General features: G+C 31.6%; 12 protein-coding genes. 2 read left to right on the top strand and 10 right to left on the bottom strand.

What is annotated here, in order from left to right; translation table 11 throughout:
* Positions 1-13 precede the first annotated feature (13 nt).
* Positions 14-643, bottom strand: coding sequence for a peptidylprolyl isomerase (locus tag ES045_RS09210; RefSeq protein ID WP_147115724.1), 630 nt, complete (start codon positions 641-643; stop codon positions 14-16).
* A 124-nt stretch (positions 644-767) separates the two neighbouring features.
* On the opposite strand from ES045_RS09210, the gene ES045_RS09205 reads away from it, so the two are divergent.
* Complete coding sequence (locus ES045_RS09205) at positions 768-1,139, top strand: BlaI/MecI/CopY family transcriptional regulator (protein WP_147115721.1); 372 nt, start codon at positions 768-770, stop codon at positions 1,137-1,139.
* Positions 1,136-3,541, top strand: coding sequence for a M56 family metallopeptidase (locus tag ES045_RS09200; RefSeq protein WP_147115718.1), 2,406 nt, complete (start codon positions 1,136-1,138; stop codon positions 3,539-3,541). The genes ES045_RS09205 and ES045_RS09200 overlap by 4 nt, the downstream gene beginning before the upstream one ends.
* Positions 3,542-3,628: 87 nt before the next feature.
* Here the strand turns inward: ES045_RS09200 and ftsZ are convergent, their stop codons facing one another.
* From ftsZ to ES045_RS09155, 9 genes are all read right to left on the bottom strand, one after another.
* Positions 3,629-5,545, bottom strand: a complete 1,917-nt coding sequence (gene ftsZ, locus ES045_RS09195) for a cell division protein FtsZ (protein WP_147115716.1) — start codon at positions 5,543-5,545, stop codon at positions 3,629-3,631.
* An 87-nt stretch (positions 5,546-5,632) separates the two neighbouring features.
* The gene (gene ftsA / locus ES045_RS09190; RefSeq protein ID WP_147115712.1) at positions 5,633-6,973 is read right to left on the bottom strand and encodes a cell division protein FtsA; all 1,341 of its coding nucleotides are present in this window, start codon (positions 6,971-6,973) and stop codon (positions 5,633-5,635) included.
* 6 nt (positions 6,974-6,979) lie between these two features.
* Positions 6,980-7,705 (bottom strand): cell division protein FtsQ/DivIB, encoded by a 726-nt coding sequence (locus tag ES045_RS09185; RefSeq protein ID WP_147115710.1) that lies wholly within the window; start codon positions 7,703-7,705, stop codon positions 6,980-6,982.
* The gene (gene murC / locus ES045_RS09180; RefSeq protein WP_147115708.1) at positions 7,695-9,047 is read right to left on the bottom strand and encodes a UDP-N-acetylmuramate--L-alanine ligase; all 1,353 of its coding nucleotides are present in this window, start codon (positions 9,045-9,047) and stop codon (positions 7,695-7,697) included. The genes ES045_RS09185 and murC overlap by 11 nt, the downstream gene beginning before the upstream one ends.
* Positions 9,044-10,138: an undecaprenyldiphospho-muramoylpentapeptide beta-N-acetylglucosaminyltransferase gene (gene murG, locus ES045_RS09175; RefSeq protein ID WP_147115707.1), complete on the bottom strand. Its 1,095-nt coding sequence runs from the start codon at positions 10,136-10,138 to the stop codon at positions 9,044-9,046. Before murG ends, murC begins: the two co-directional genes overlap by 4 nt.
* The gene (locus tag ES045_RS09170) at positions 10,122-11,312 is read right to left on the bottom strand and encodes an FtsW/RodA/SpoVE family cell cycle protein (RefSeq protein ID WP_147115705.1); all 1,191 of its coding nucleotides are present in this window, start codon (positions 11,310-11,312) and stop codon (positions 10,122-10,124) included. The genes murG and ES045_RS09170 overlap by 17 nt, the downstream gene beginning before the upstream one ends.
* A gap of 75 nt (positions 11,313-11,387) precedes the next feature.
* Complete coding sequence (gene murD, locus ES045_RS09165; protein ID WP_147115703.1) at positions 11,388-12,722, bottom strand: UDP-N-acetylmuramoyl-L-alanine--D-glutamate ligase; 1,335 nt, start codon at positions 12,720-12,722, stop codon at positions 11,388-11,390.
* A 1-nt stretch (position 12,723) separates the two neighbouring features.
* Positions 12,724-13,950 (bottom strand): phospho-N-acetylmuramoyl-pentapeptide-transferase, encoded by a 1,227-nt coding sequence (mraY, locus tag ES045_RS09160; RefSeq protein WP_147115702.1) that lies wholly within the window; start codon positions 13,948-13,950, stop codon positions 12,724-12,726.
* 5 nt (positions 13,951-13,955) lie between these two features.
* Complete coding sequence (locus ES045_RS09155) at positions 13,956-15,419, bottom strand: UDP-N-acetylmuramoyl-L-alanyl-D-glutamate--2,6-diaminopimelate ligase (RefSeq protein WP_147115700.1); 1,464 nt, start codon at positions 15,417-15,419, stop codon at positions 13,956-13,958.
* Between the last annotated feature and the right edge of the window lies 1 nt (position 15,420).

The raw sequence follows: 15,420 nt of genomic DNA, 5'->3' as shown, positions 1-15,420 counted from the left end.
TAGCGGCTTTTTTTTATTTAATAAAATATGCTTTTAGAATGTAATCTACTTTCGGGTATTCTGTTCTTAAAAAAGTATTTCCACGTTTGTTAATTTCCCCTTGTTGTCTTCCTAATTTATCGCCATACCCATCATAGAATTTCAGCACATTTTCTTGACCAGAAATCACTTTTGCTACCACAGGAAAACCCGTAACACCAGAATACGCTAAGTTATTTAAACGGTCATTCTTTTTTAAATTGATAAAAATCTGATTCGTTCTTGTTTTTACGCCACCTCTTGCAAATGAAATGGTCATCGAATCGTTTTCCATTACAACAGGTTCATCTTCGATCCCTTTAGTAGACCAACTTTTATTTATCAAAGAATCGTTATGTATTCCAAATTGCGCCACAAAATTTGGCACCACTCTATAAATGGCCACATCATTATAGTACTCATATTTAATTAATTGATACAATCTATCTACCCCTTTTGGAGACCACTCTCTTTTTGCTTCAATATCAAAATTGCCCTGAGTCGTTTCAAATCTCGCTTTAAAGCTAATTGGAGCTTCCTTTTCTAGCCATTTTTCTTTAAATTTTTTAGATGCACAAGCCGATAAAAGCACAACAATTGCTAGCAATATTATTTTATTTTTCATTTCTTTTAGTTGATTTTTCTCTTTAATAGCTGCAAATATAACAAAATCTTAAATCAATCATTAACTCTACGTTTGTAGAATACAGTTTTTAATTCTATGTTTATAGAGTAAAAATAGCTCAATTATGCAATTATCTAAAACTGAAGAACAATTAATGCAATATTTATGGAAGCGTAAAAAAGCATTTTTAAAAGATTTATTAGAAGATTTCCCAGAACCAAAACCTGCAACAACAACCGTAGCTACTTTATTAAAACGAATAAATAACAAAGGTTTTATCAATTATAAATTATTTGGAAAATCGCGAGAATACTATCCGTTGATTAAAAAAACAGATTATTTTTCTAATCATGTGAACGGGTTGATTAAAAATTTCTTCAACGATTCTGCGAGTCAGTTTGCTTCTTTCTTTACAAAAGAAACCAATCTTTCTACAGAAGAATTAGAAGATTTAAAAAAGATAATCGACAGTCAAATTAAAAAGCAACAGAAATGATTATATACATTCTAAAATCTGCAGGTTGTCTCGCGTTATTATTGCTTTTCTATCACCTTGTTTTAGAAAAAGAGAAGATGCACAACTTTAATCGTTTTTACTTATTAGGAAGTGTTTTGTTCTCTTTTTCAGCTCAGATAACAACATTTACTACCTATGTAAAGCAAGAAGTAATAGCTACCACAGCTATAATTATGAAGCCAAATCACATTGATAATTCAGTGTTAATTATAGAAGAAAACACCATTGATTTTTCTCAAATTCTAATAGGCATTTACTGTTTGATTTCTGCACTATTCTTACTTCGATTTAGTTATAATTTATTTAAAATAATTAAGAAAATCCGTATAAATAAAAAAGTAAAACAAGATCATGCTACCTTAATTTTAGTAACAGACAAAATTCTACCACATACGTTCTGGAACTATATCTTTATAAATAAAGCTGCTTATGAAGACGGAGAAATTGAAGAAGAACTTTTTACACATGAATTAACGCACGTAACCCAAAAACACACCTTTGATGTTTTAATTATCGAATTATTACAAGCTGTTTTTTGGATCAATCCGCTTTTTATCTTTTTAAAGAAAGCTGTACAATTAAACCATGAGTTTTTAGCAGACGAAAACGTAATCAATCAACATAAAAATACGTTCCAATACCAGTATTTATTATTGAATAAAGCTGCTTGGAACAACGAATATTACTTGGCCAGTAATTTGAATTATTCACTTACTAAAAAACGATTAAAAATGATGACAACACAAAGTTCACGCAGCATCATCTTGTTAAAAAAACTGGCGGTAATTCCGCTTTTAACAGGGTTTGTCTTCCTCTTTGCAGAAAGAGTTGAAGCACAGGAAAAAGATGAAATTATAGAAGTAGTTGAAGAAACGAAGGAAGTTCAAAAAGAATTATCTGAAAAAGAAATTTATGCAACTTACGTAAATAGAAACGCATACGTAACGTATAAAAATAAGGAAGGAAAAAAAGTTTCTAAGTTATATACTGAATTAACAAATGAAGAAAGGAGAAAGCTTGTACTTCCACCACCTCCTCCAATAAAATTTAAGAAAGTTTTACCTACAAAAAAGCAGTTTGAAGATTTAAAAGATACTAAAAAATATGCAGTTTGGGTTGATGGAAAAGTTGTTAAAAATGAAGTTTTAAATGAATATAAGAATTCAGATTTTGCCAGATATTCTAACAGTTTTGTACACAAAAATGCGAGAAGCAAACGTTTCCCTCAAAAGAACCAAGCAAGTTTAGAAACCACAGAATATTTTAAAGCTCAGAATGCAAAAAGAGTTCAAGACTTTGAAATTTATAAGGAAATTCATGAAAAATTGGGTGAAGCTAAATGGCAAGAATTACCTAATGGAGAAAAAATTAAAATTATTGAAAATCCTAAGATTGAAACAATAGAAGAAAATTATTCTAAACACAATGGAGAAAAAGTTAATACTGGTTTTAAAGATTTAAATGGAGTAAACCATTATTTTGTAACTGTTGGTAATAAAACAAAATACTATAATAAAGAAGGTAAACAAACCAACGAAAAAGGGGGTGCTATTTCCAATAGAAAGGCGAGTTCAAGTAATATAATTCCAGGAAATTATGTCACAAAAATATATTTTGATGGAAAAATATTTTGTGAATTTAATGACGGTAAGTCAAGTAAAAAAGTAACTAAAATAAAGTTAACGTTTTACTTAAAAGAAAACAAATTATATGAATCTAAGAGAAATCAAGAACCTCATTTTATAAAAAGTTTAGAAGGAAGACAAGAAGATTTAAGCATTCAATTTTCAAAATTAGGAATCATGTATTTTAAATTATCAAAATTAGATAAAAAGAAAGCTAAAAGACCAATTCTTCCACATGCCCCATACTTAAAGTTAAAAAAGAATACTAAAGTTTTTTATAAGTTAAGAAGTGAAATGACAGATGTCGATACATTATTAATTCCACCACCTCCTCCTGCGCAAAATGCAAGTAAAGAAGAGGTTTTAAAGGCTAAGGAAACGTATTCAGATTGGAAGAAAATAACCGGTAATGATGTTCCACCTCCAACACCTTCAATAGTAAATAAGCAGGAAAAAGTTACTGTTACCAATTTCGAAATTACTTTTACAAAAAAGAAGAACCGATTAGAGTTAACTTGTTTTATAGGTTGCGCTTGGAAAGAATTAAGCTTCACTACGAACAATATAAAAATCGATAAATTCGGAATGACTAACACATCAAAAAGTAAGAAGTCTGATTTTCTATTTGACTTAAAAAAGGAAGAAAGCAAACTAATACTAAGAGGTCTTAAAGGATCGGCTTGGACAAATTTAAGCTTTTCAATAAATGAAAATCAAACGATAAAAATAAATCAATTTGGTATGACTAATAACTAAGTCAAGCTTTAAATTAAACGAAAAAACGCATCAAATTAATTTTTGATGCGTTTTTAAATTTTTAGATAAAAATACTTTCTGTAAAAATTAATCTACATTGTCATGTAAAAATGAATTGTTAGATTTAAAATCTATATTGTCCTCATCTGATCTAATTGCTGTTTTAGATCGACTTATTGGCGCATTTACATTCAAGTCTAAACCTTGTCTTTTATATGCTGGCTGACGCGAGATTTCATCTACATTTTTATTCAATTGATCATTGAATTTATAGTTAAAACCTTTCATCTTTTGGCGTCTTTCTTCAGCTCTTTTTTGCAATTCAGAAATTGTTAAATCTAAAGGAGATACCTCTTCACTAGAAGTTGCTACCGTATTTATTTCTGCTTGTGGTATTGCTGTTTTTAGTTCAAATTTAATTTCTTCTTCTTCAGCAATTCTTTCTTTTCCAATAATATGAGAGCTTTTTCCAATTGTTGGTTTTGCATCAAAATCCTCTAAAACGTAACGGGTTTCTTTGGGTTTATTTTCAGAAACAACTTCTTCAGATCCATAAACATTAATCTCATTTACGCTTGCAACAGCTTCTTCATTTAAATTAAATTTAATTTCTCCTGCTTTGGTATCTGTATGCGTGTTCAAAGGCAAATCAAATAACAAGTCTGTTTGCGTTGGTATTGGCTCTTCAATAATTTCTTCAACTACTGGAGCTGCATCGGTAATAATAAAATCTTCATCAGAAACTACATCTAGCGAAATTTCATCATAAGAAACAGGCATATTTGCAATAATTGTTGAAGTAGGAATCAAATCCATTCCCATTCTAGGAGTTGGTTTTATCACCTCAACAGCAACATCTTCCTCTAAAGTATGCACCACTTTTTGTGTTGAAACGTTCGAGTTTGGTTGGTCTAAAGTAGTCGCTTTAGACATTGTTTTTTCACCGAAATTATACGTTGCTTTTTGTTCATCTTCTAAGGTGTGCACTATTTTTTTTACTTCTGTATTTGTAATTGTGCTTTGTTGATCTTTTGCAAAACCTGTAGCAACAATCGTTACAGCAATAGAATCACCTAACTCTTCATCTTCACCAACACCCATAATAATATTGGCATCATAGCCAGCTTCATCTTGAATGTAATCGTTAATTTCTCCTATTTCATCTAATGTAACTTCATTGGTACCAGAGACAATTAACAGCAACACATTTTTAGCTCCTGTAATTTTATTATCATTTAATAAAGGAGAATCTAACGCTTTTACAATTGCAGTTTTTGCTCGGTCTTTACCTTCTTCTTTTGCAGACCCCATAATTGCAGTTCCACTATTAGAAAGTACCGTTTTAGCATCATGTAAATCAATATTTTGTTTATAATGATGTGTAATTACCTCCGCAATTCCACGAGATGCTGTAGATAAAACTTCATCTGCTTTAGAGAAACCAGCTTTAAAACCAAGATTTCCATAAACTTCACGCAGTTTATTATTGTTAATTACGATTAAAGAATCTACATTCTGACGTAATTGATCGATTCCTAATTGTGCCTGTGAAGCACGTCTTCTTCCCTCAAAAGCAAAAGGCATGGTTACAATACCCACAGTAAGCACATCCATATCTTTTGCAATTTTTGCAATAATTGGTGCTGCTCCTGTACCCGTTCCTCCACCCATTCCTGCAGTGATAAATACCATTTTTGTTTGGGTATTTAACATTTGCTGAATTTCTTGCATGCTTTCTTTTGCTGCTTGTGCCCCTATTTCTGGATTTGCACCTGCACCTAAACCAGACGTTAAATTGGCTCCTAATTGTATTTTATTAGGAACAGGACTATTCTCTAATGCTTGCGCATCTGTATTACAAATTACGAAGTCTACACCTCTAATTTGTTGCGTGTACATGTGATTTACTGCATTGCTTCCACCACCACCAACACCAATAACTTTTATGGTGTTCGATTGTGTTTTTGGCATGTCAAATGAAATGTTATCAAATTCTGTGCTCATAATAACGTTCTATTATTTTAATATTTTATTTTTTTTCTTTACTCCCTAACTCCTCGTTAGAAATCACCAACTTATTCTATGCTCCTTTTACTCTGCGTTGTCTAAAAAATCTTTTAGACTTTCTGTAAACTTTTCAAAAAAAGATCTTCTCTTTTTAGGTTTTGGTTTTGGTTTTTCTTCTTGAATTAAAGCTTCTTCTTCTATTTCCTGTTCTTTAGGAATTGTAGTTTCTTCAACAACCTCTTCAACAATTTCTTCTTCTTTAGAATCTTTACTTAAACCTTCCATTAACAAACCAACTGCGGTGGCATAAGCAGGACTAGATAAAACATCATCTGAATCGCCTGCTAAATGTTCATTAGGAAAACCTATTCGAGCATCCATACCCGTAATATATTCCACTAACTGACGCAAATGTTTTAGTTGAGCACCACCACCTGTGAGCACAATTCCTGCAATTAATTTACCTTTTGCAGTCTCATGTCCGTAATTTTTTATTTCTAAATACACATGCTCTATAATCTCTTGTACTCTTGCATGTATAATTTTAGATAAATTCTTTAATGTAATTTCCTTTGGCTCTCTTCCTCTTAAACCAGGAATAGAGACAATTTCTGTTTCTTTATTTTCTCCAGGCCACGCAGAACCAAACTTTATTTTCAATAATTCTGCCTGCTTTTCTATAATAGAACAGCCTTCTTTAATATCATCTGTAATTACACCTCCGCCAAACGGAATTACTGCTGTGTGTCTAATAATACCATCTTTAAAAATGGCTAAATCTGTGGTTCCGCCACCGATATCAATTAAAGCAACACCGGCTTCTTTTTCTTCTAAACTTAATACTGCAGATGCAGATGCTAGAGGTTCTAAAGTAATATCACTTAGTTCTAAACCTGCACTTTTTACACAACGACCAACATTTCTAATAGAAGATACTTGCCCTACAACTACATGAAAATTAGCTTCTAAACGTCCGCCATACATACCAATTGGTTCTTTAATGTCTGCCTGTGAATCTACTTTAAATTCTTGTGGTAACACATGAATAATTTCTTCTCCTGGCAACATCACCAATTTATGAACTTGGTTTACTAAATTCTCTATATCTGTATCGTTAATTACTTCTTCTGGATCATTTCTAGTGATATAATCTGAATGGTGTAAACTTCTAATATGCTGACCAGCAATGCCCACTACAACATCTTCTATCTTAATGCCAGAAACGCTTTCTGCTTCATCTACTGCTTGCTGTATGGACTGTATTGTTTGGGTTATATTACTTACAACACCACGTTTTACGCCTAAACTTTTCGCTTTACCAATACCAACAACTTCTATTTTGTCATATTCGTTTTTACGACCAATCATGGCAACAATTTTGGTTGTACCAATATCTAAACCAACAGCTATTTTATTGTTTTCCATTTTGATTTATTTTGTGCACACAACTTGGTTGTGATATTTTAATGTAATCGTTTTATATTCTTGTATCGTTTTATCTGTATACGTTGTATTGTAAAACGCTTTTAACTTGTTAAATTTCATTTCTATGTCACTTAATTTTCCGAAATCTATTTTATAATCTCCACTTCTTACAGAAAACTCATACGCATCAACGTCTGATTTTACAATTCCAACGATTTCTTTATGCAAAAAATCATCTTCTAAAATGGTTGATAATAAAGGCAAAATCACCTGAACATCTTCCTTATTTTTTACACCAGAAACTAACAATACTCTTGCCGAATAATTGCCAGACAAAGGGATGTTTATACCTTGTTTATCAATATAGTAAGAATCTTTACTAGAAATAATTCTTGCTATTGGCGTACGCTGTTTTATGGTAGATTTTAACACACCTCCAATAGTTAAAAAAACGGCTACTTTTTCAACATAAGGGTTTTTAGATACGTTACTCTCTAATTCGTATAAATCTATTACAGATTTTGCTTGGTTTTTAACTGTTGTGTCATTTTGTATTAACAATTTGTTAACCATCGCATGTGTCAAGAAATTATTGTTTCCTTCTTCAAATTTTACTTCAATTTTAGATACTTTTTTTTGTTTATTTCTAACGGATGTAAAACTATATAAAAAGCTCATAAACCCAATTAAAGCAACAAACAACAAGTATTTTAAGATTCTTTTAACCGCCATATCTCTGTTCCTTTAAGAGTTCTTTAGCCACCTCACTTATTGTTACTCCAATATCTCCTGCGCCTAACATAACCACCACTTTTGCAGAAGAATTTTTAATATCTTTTACTAAATTCTTTTTTTGAGACAATTTTTTCTGCGTATTTTCAATTTTACTTAATAACCAATTGGAATCGACTCCTGAAATAGGAGTTTCTCTCGCTGGATAAATATCTAATAACAAAACCTCATCAAACTTTGTTAAAGCGGTTGCAAAATCATCAATAAAATCTCTCGTTCTCGAAAATAAATGAGGTTGAAAAACAACTAATACTTTTTCATTAGGATACATTTCTCTCACAGAATTTGCTACTGCATTTATTTCTGTTGGATGATGCGCATAATCATCAATTAGTACAAAGTTTTCTGTTTTTATTTTATAAGAGAATCTTCTTTTTACTCCTTTAAAAGTTCCTAAATAATTTTTAATTTTTTCTAACGAAATTCCATACACATCTGCCATTGCCAAAGCTGCCAAAGCATTCATAACATTGTGTTGTCCTGGTAAATGAAATGTAATGTTTTTTATTTCTGATGCAGGCGTTTTCACATCAAAAATATAAGTTCCGTTGTCTATTTTAAGATTAAAAGCCTTATAATCTGACACTTCATCAATTGAATATGTTAATCCTTTTAAAGGCAATCCTTTTGCTATAATTAGTGTATCGGTAACTTTATTAGAAAATTCGATGAAAGATGCTGTTAACGCTTCCGGATTTTTATAAATATCTAAATGATCTGCATCCATAGAGGTTACACACGCAATATTAGGACTTAATTGTAAAAACGAACGATCGAATTCATCTGCCTCTACAACGCTTATTTTATCTTCTCCTAAAATTAAGTTCGAATTGTAATTCTCTGCGATTCCACCTAAGAAAGACGTAGCATTCACTTCTGCCATAATATGACCTAAAATAGAAGACGTTGTTGTTTTACCGTGCGTTCCTGCAACTGCCAAACAAAATGTAGTCTCTGTAATTTTTCCTAAAATTTCGGCCCTTTTTAAAACCGTAAATTTAGTATCTACAAAGTAATTATATTCACTATGATTCTTAGGAATAGCGGGTGTATACACCACCAACGTTTTTTTTGTATTCAAAAATGAATTCGGAATATTCTTTACAGCATCTTCAAAATGAATTTCTACACCTAGTTTCTCTAAATCTATTGTAATCTGAGAAGGTGTTTTATCATAACCAGCCACATTTTTTCCATTCGCAGCAAAGTAACGAGCAATTGCACTCATTCCTATGCCACCAATTCCGACAAAATAAACGTTATGTATCTCTTTTAAATTCACTTTTTTAATAATTTTTCAACTTCGTCAACAATCGCTTTTGTTGCATTTGGTAATGCTAATTCTTTCATATTTTCTGATAAACTTTGTTGCTTATCAACATTCTTCAACAAAGCTTCAAAAACATTTGAAAATGTATCTAATTCACTTTCTTTTATCATTAAAGCTGCATGTTTGTCTACCACAGACTTTGCATTTTTTGTTTGATGATCTTCTGCCACATTTGGTGAAGGAACAAACACAACTGGTTTCCCAACAATACACAATTCTGATACGGAACTTGCACCAGCTCTAGAAATAATTATATCTGCCGCAGCATACACAAAATCCATATTATTTATAAATTGATGGACTTGTATGTGCGCTAACTCATTATATTTTTGATACGCTTCAAAATAGAATTTTCCACATTGCCAAATAACCTGAATTTCTTTATCCTTAAAGAAATCTAAATTATCTTCTACCAATTGATTTATTTTTCTTGCTCCTAAACTTCCGCCTAAAACCAAAATAGTTTTCTTTGTTTTATCTAACTTAAAAAAACATTGCCCTTCTTCTCTTTTAGAGTCGATAGACAACAAATCTTGTCGAACAGGATTTCCTGTTTTTATAATTTTATTTAAAGGAAAAAAACGCTCTAAATTGTCATAGGCAACACAAATCTTTTTTGCTTTTTTACTTAGTAATTTATTGGTAATTCCTGGGTATGAATTCTGTTCTTGTATTAAGGTAGGAATACCCTTTCTACCCGCCATAATTAATGTTGGTCCGCTCGCAAAACCTCCTGTACCAATGGCAATATCTGGCTTAAATTCTTTAATTATTTTGGATGCATTCCATAAACTATTCATTAATTTAAAAGGAAACGACAAATTCTCTTTCGTTAACTTTCTTTGAATTCCAGAGATCCACAATCCTTTAATTTCATAACCTGCTTGTGGCACTTTTTCCATCTCCATTTTATCTTTTGCGCCAATAAAAAGGAACCTTGCTTCAGGAAAACGCAGCTTTAATTCATTTGCAATTGCAATTGCAGGATAAATATGTCCGCCAGTTCCTCCTCCAGAAATTAATATGTTAATCGAGTGTTTCATGCAAAATATCTAAAGGGTTATCATCTAAAATATCTTCTTCTGTTTCTTGTTTCGATGCACTTACGCTTAGAATCATTCCTAGTGCAAAACACGTCATCCAAATAGAAGTACCACCACTACTTATTAACGGCAATGTTTGTCCGGTTACAGGAAATAAGTTGGTGGCAACAGACATGTTAATTATCGCCTGAAAAATAATAGGTAAACCAACGCTAATCACTAATAATGTTCCGAAAATTGTGGTCGTTTTTTTCAAAACAACAAATATTCTAAACAGTAATAAAAAATAGATAAGCACAATTACTATCCCTCCAAAAAGACCATATTCCTCCACAATAATTGCATAAATAAAATCTGATGATGATTGTGGTAAAAAGTTCTTTTGAACACTTTTACCAGGACCAACTCCTAAAGTACCACCTGTTACAATGGCTATTTTTGCTTTTTCTACTTGGTAGGCTTCTTTACCTCCTTCTCCAGAAAAACTTTCTATTCTGTTTTCCCATGTTTGAATTCTATTTGGCATTGCATCTGGAAAAGCTTTTACAACCAATATAAAGAAAGACAATGCTATGATACCTGCTCCTAAAATAAAACCAATGTATTTTAAAGGATAACCACCAATAAAAACCATGACTAAAATCATTGTAAAAATAATAGCGGTTGTAGAAAAATTTGCTGGTAAAATCAATATTAAAACTACACTTACTGGCAACCACAGTTGTAGTAAACTTTCTTTAAACTTTATTACTTTTTCTTTATTTCTAGCCAAATATCTAGCTACAAAAACCATTAAAACCAAACCAGCCAATGTAGATGTTTGAAAACCGATACCAACAAACGGAATATGAATCCATCGGCTCGCATTTGCGCCACCAATTGTAGTTCCTTTTGCTAAAGTAAAAATTAACAGAATAATTACCACTGGCAACATTAAAACAGAACCACCAGAAAAATATCTATAGGGTATTTTATGAACTCCATAAATAATTGCAAAACCCATAATTAATAAAACGGCATGTTTTATCAAATACCCAAAAGTAGAACCAGAACCAACAACATACACCAAATTTGTACTTGCGCTGTACACTGGCATGAATGAAAATATTGCCAATGCAGCAACAATTGCCCAAATGGTTTTATCTCCTTTTATATGTTGCAAAATAGTTTTCATTATTACTTCTTTAAATCTTTAGGTTATTGCTTTATTAATGTATTTATTTATAATTATAAAATGGTATTTTATTTTTTACAAATCTCTTACTGCGTCTTTAAATTGACGCCCTCTATCTTCATAATTCTCAAATAAATCAAAACTTGCACATGCGGGCGATAATAAAACGGCATCACCAGATTCTGCTAATTTATGCGCAACTTTAACGGCTTCCTCTGCTCCTGCTGTTTCTACCACAATATCTACCACGTTGCTAAACATGTTTTTTATTTTCTCATTATCTATACCTAAACAAACAATAGCTTTTACTTTTTCTCTAACCAAAGGCAATAAATCATTGTAATCATTTCCTTTATCTACGCCACCAACAATCCAAACTGTTTGTTTTTCCATACACTCTAAAGCATAGAAAGTAGCGTTTATATTTGTTGCTTTAGAATCGTTAATATATTCTACACCTTCCACTTTACCAACATTTTCTAAACGGTGTTCTACTCCTTCAAAATCTTCTAAACTTTCTTTTATTGCCTGCTTTCTAGCATTTAATAATTGCGCAGCCATCGTAGCCGCCATTGCGTTTTTAACGTTATGTTTCCCCTTTACTGTTAAAGCTGATGTAGGCATATTAAAAGTGTCTTTATTTATATTTATTGTAATATTATTATTTTTCAAAAAAGCGCCATATGCTAATTCTTTTTCTATAGAAAATGGTACTAATTTTGCTTTTGTTTTATTCTTTTGTAACCAATTACTAATTGCCGCATCATCTGCATCGTAAATGAGGTAATCGGTTTCTTTTTGGTTTTTTGTAATTCTAAATTTCGAGTCAATATATTTATCAAAATCATACGCATATCTGTCTAAATGGTCTGGCGTAATGTTTGTTAAAATGGCAATATGGCTGTTAAAATCCTCAATTCCGTCTAACTGAAAACTACTTAATTCTAACACATAATTATCATACGATTCTTGCGCTACTTGTTGTGCAAAGCTATCGCCAATATTTCCTGCAATACCTACATTTAAACCTGCACCTTTTAAAATATGATGCACTAATAACGTAGTGGTAGTTTTTCCGTTTGAACCCGTAATTCCTATAATATTTGCATTTGTGTATTTGGCTGTGAACTCAATTTCAGAAATTACTTGTATTCCTTTTTCTTTCAATTTTAAAATTAAAGGAACGGTCTCAGGAATTCCAGGACTTTTCATCACTACATCGGCATTTAAAATTTTGCTTTCTGTATGATTTTTTTCCTCAAAATCTATTTCATTATTTAAAAGAACTTCTTTATATTTTGTTGATATTTCTCCGCTATCTGAAACAAAAACATCATATCCTTTTTGTTTTCCTAAAATCGCGGTACCAACACCACTTTCTCCTCCACCAAGTATGACTAACCTTTTCAAATTATCTTAATTTTAAAGTAACAATTGTTAGTACTGCTAAAAGAATTCCTACAATCCAAAAACGGACTACAATTTTACTTTCGTGGTAACTTATTTTTTGGTAATGATGATGTAATGGAGCCATTCTAAAAATTCTTCTTCCTTCTCCGAATTTCTTTTTTGTGTATTTAAACCAAGAAACTTGCATGATTACAGACAAATTTTCGATTACAAAAATTCCTGCTAAAATTGGCAGTAACAATTCTTTTCTAATAGCAATTGCAATAACCGCTATAATTCCTCCAATTGTTAAACTCCCTGTATCTCCCATAAAAACCTGAGCAGGATACGTGTTATACCAAAGAAACCCAATCAAAGCACCTGCAAAAGCAAGTATAAAAACAGTCATTTCTCCAGAGTTAGGAATGTACATAACATCTAAATAATCTGCGAAAATAATATTCCCAGAAACCCACGCAAAAACAGCGAGTGTTATTACTATAATTGCAGATGAACCTGCGGCTAAACCATCGATTCCGTCTGTTAAATTTGCTCCGTTTGAAATTCCTGTAACGATAAAAACAACGATAAAGATGAAAACAATCCATCCATATTTTTCATAATCATCACCCAAAAAACTAAATGCTTTTGAATAATCTAATTCGTTATTTTTAAAGAAAGGAACCGTAGTTTTGGTAGATTTATGCGCTTCACCAAAAACTTTTGTTCTTCCGTTATCTTGTACAATTTGTTGCTCAATGGGCAATTGTTCTTTTATAGTAACATCATCATGAAAGTAAAGCATAGAACCAACAATAATTCCTAAACCAACTTGCCCTAGAACTTTAAATCTTCCCTTTAAACCTGCTTTGTCTTTTTTAAATACTTTAATATAATCATCTAGAAAACCGATTAACCCCATCCAAACAGTAGTAATTATTAAAATAATTACATAAATATTATCTAACTTCGCTAATAAAAGTACCGGTATTAAAGTGGCTAGAATAATAATAATTCCACCCATTGTTGGCGTACCCGCCTTCTGAATCTGCCCCTCTAAACCTAAATCTCTAACAGACTCACCAACTTGTTGTTTTTGTAAAAAGTTGATAATTCTTTTACCATATATTGCTGATATTAATAATGATAATATAAAAGCCGCTGCAGCTCTAAATGTTATAAACTGAAACACACCGGCTCCTGGGATGCTAAAGTGGCTTTCTAAATATTGAAATAAATAATACAGCATGCTTACTAGTTTTTTAGTTGGTTGAAACAATTTTTCACTTCTTCTAAATCATCAAAATGAGCACGAACTCCATTTATTTCTTGATAATCCTCATGTCCTTTTCCGGCAATAAGTATAATGTCACCAGCTTCAGAAAATTTACACGCTGTTTTAATTGCTTGTCTTCTTTCTAAAACTGTCAATGTTTTTTTATAGTTTTCTGGTGAAACCCCAACTTCCATTTCATCTAAAATGGTTTGTGGATTCTCTGTTCTTGGATTGTCTGACGTAAATATTGCCTGATTACTTAACTGAGAAGCAATGTGCGCCATTTTTGGTCTTTTTGTTTGATCTCTATCACCTCCGCAACCAACAACCGTAATTACTTTTTCGTTACCAGTTCTAATGTCATTGATGGTTTCTAGTACATTTTTTAAGGCATCTGGTGTATGTGCATAATCTACAATTGCGGTTACTCCGTCATTTGAAACTACATATTCAAAACGCCCACTAACACTTTCTAACGCACTAACAATTGTTAAAACTTCTAGTTTTTCTAAACCTAATAATTCTGCAGTTGCAATAATTGCAGTTAAATTATAAATGTTAAAAACCCCTATTAACTTGGCCCAAACTTCAGTTCCGTCCACAGCAATTAAAGTTCCAGATAATTGTTTTTCTAAAATCTTAACTTTAAAATCTGCCAACGTTTTTAAAGCGTAGGTTTTCTTTTTAGCCTTGGTGTTTTGCAACATAAAGTTGCCATTTTTATCATCGATGTTTGTTAATGCAAATGCCGATTTTGGCAAAGAATCAAAAAAATATTTTTTCACATTTCTATATTCCGCAAACGTATCATGGTAATCTAAATGATCATGAGAAAGATTGGTGAAAATTCCACCAGTAAAAGTTAAGCCTTCCGTTCTTTTTTGATGAATTCCGTGAGAACTCACTTCCATAAAACAATAGTCTACACCAGCATCAATCATTTTGTCTAAATACCAGTTAATTGTTACAGAATCTGGCGTTGTGTGTGTTGCTTTAAACTCCGTTTCATCAACCAAAACTTTAACCGTTGACAACAACCCAACTTTATATCCTGCTTTTTTAAATAATTGATATAAAAGGGATGCAATTGTAGTCTTTCCATTTGTACCAGTTACACCAACCAATGGAATCTTAGAAGAAGGATTGTCATAAAAATTTGACGCCATAATTGCCAAAGCAACATTTACATCCTTCACTTGAACATATGTAATTCCTTCCTTTTTATCAGCCGGAAAATCTTCACAAATAATAACAATGGCACCCAAAGTGATTGCTTTATCTATGTATAAATGACCGTCTACAGAAACTCCTTTTTGAGCGAAAAAAACATCTTTATTTTCAACTTTCCGAGAATCGAAAACAAGATTTTTTATAGCAATATCTGTACTACCAAAAACTTGATTTATTGAAACCTTATATAATATGTCTTTTAAATTTTTCAGC

It is taken from the genome of Polaribacter sp. IC073 (assembly GCF_007997075.1).
Taxonomy (GTDB): Bacteria; Bacteroidota; Bacteroidia; order Flavobacteriales; family Flavobacteriaceae; genus Polaribacter.
The sequence above is the reverse complement of the archived record's forward strand: the minus strand, read 5'-3'. Positions and strand labels throughout refer to the sequence as shown.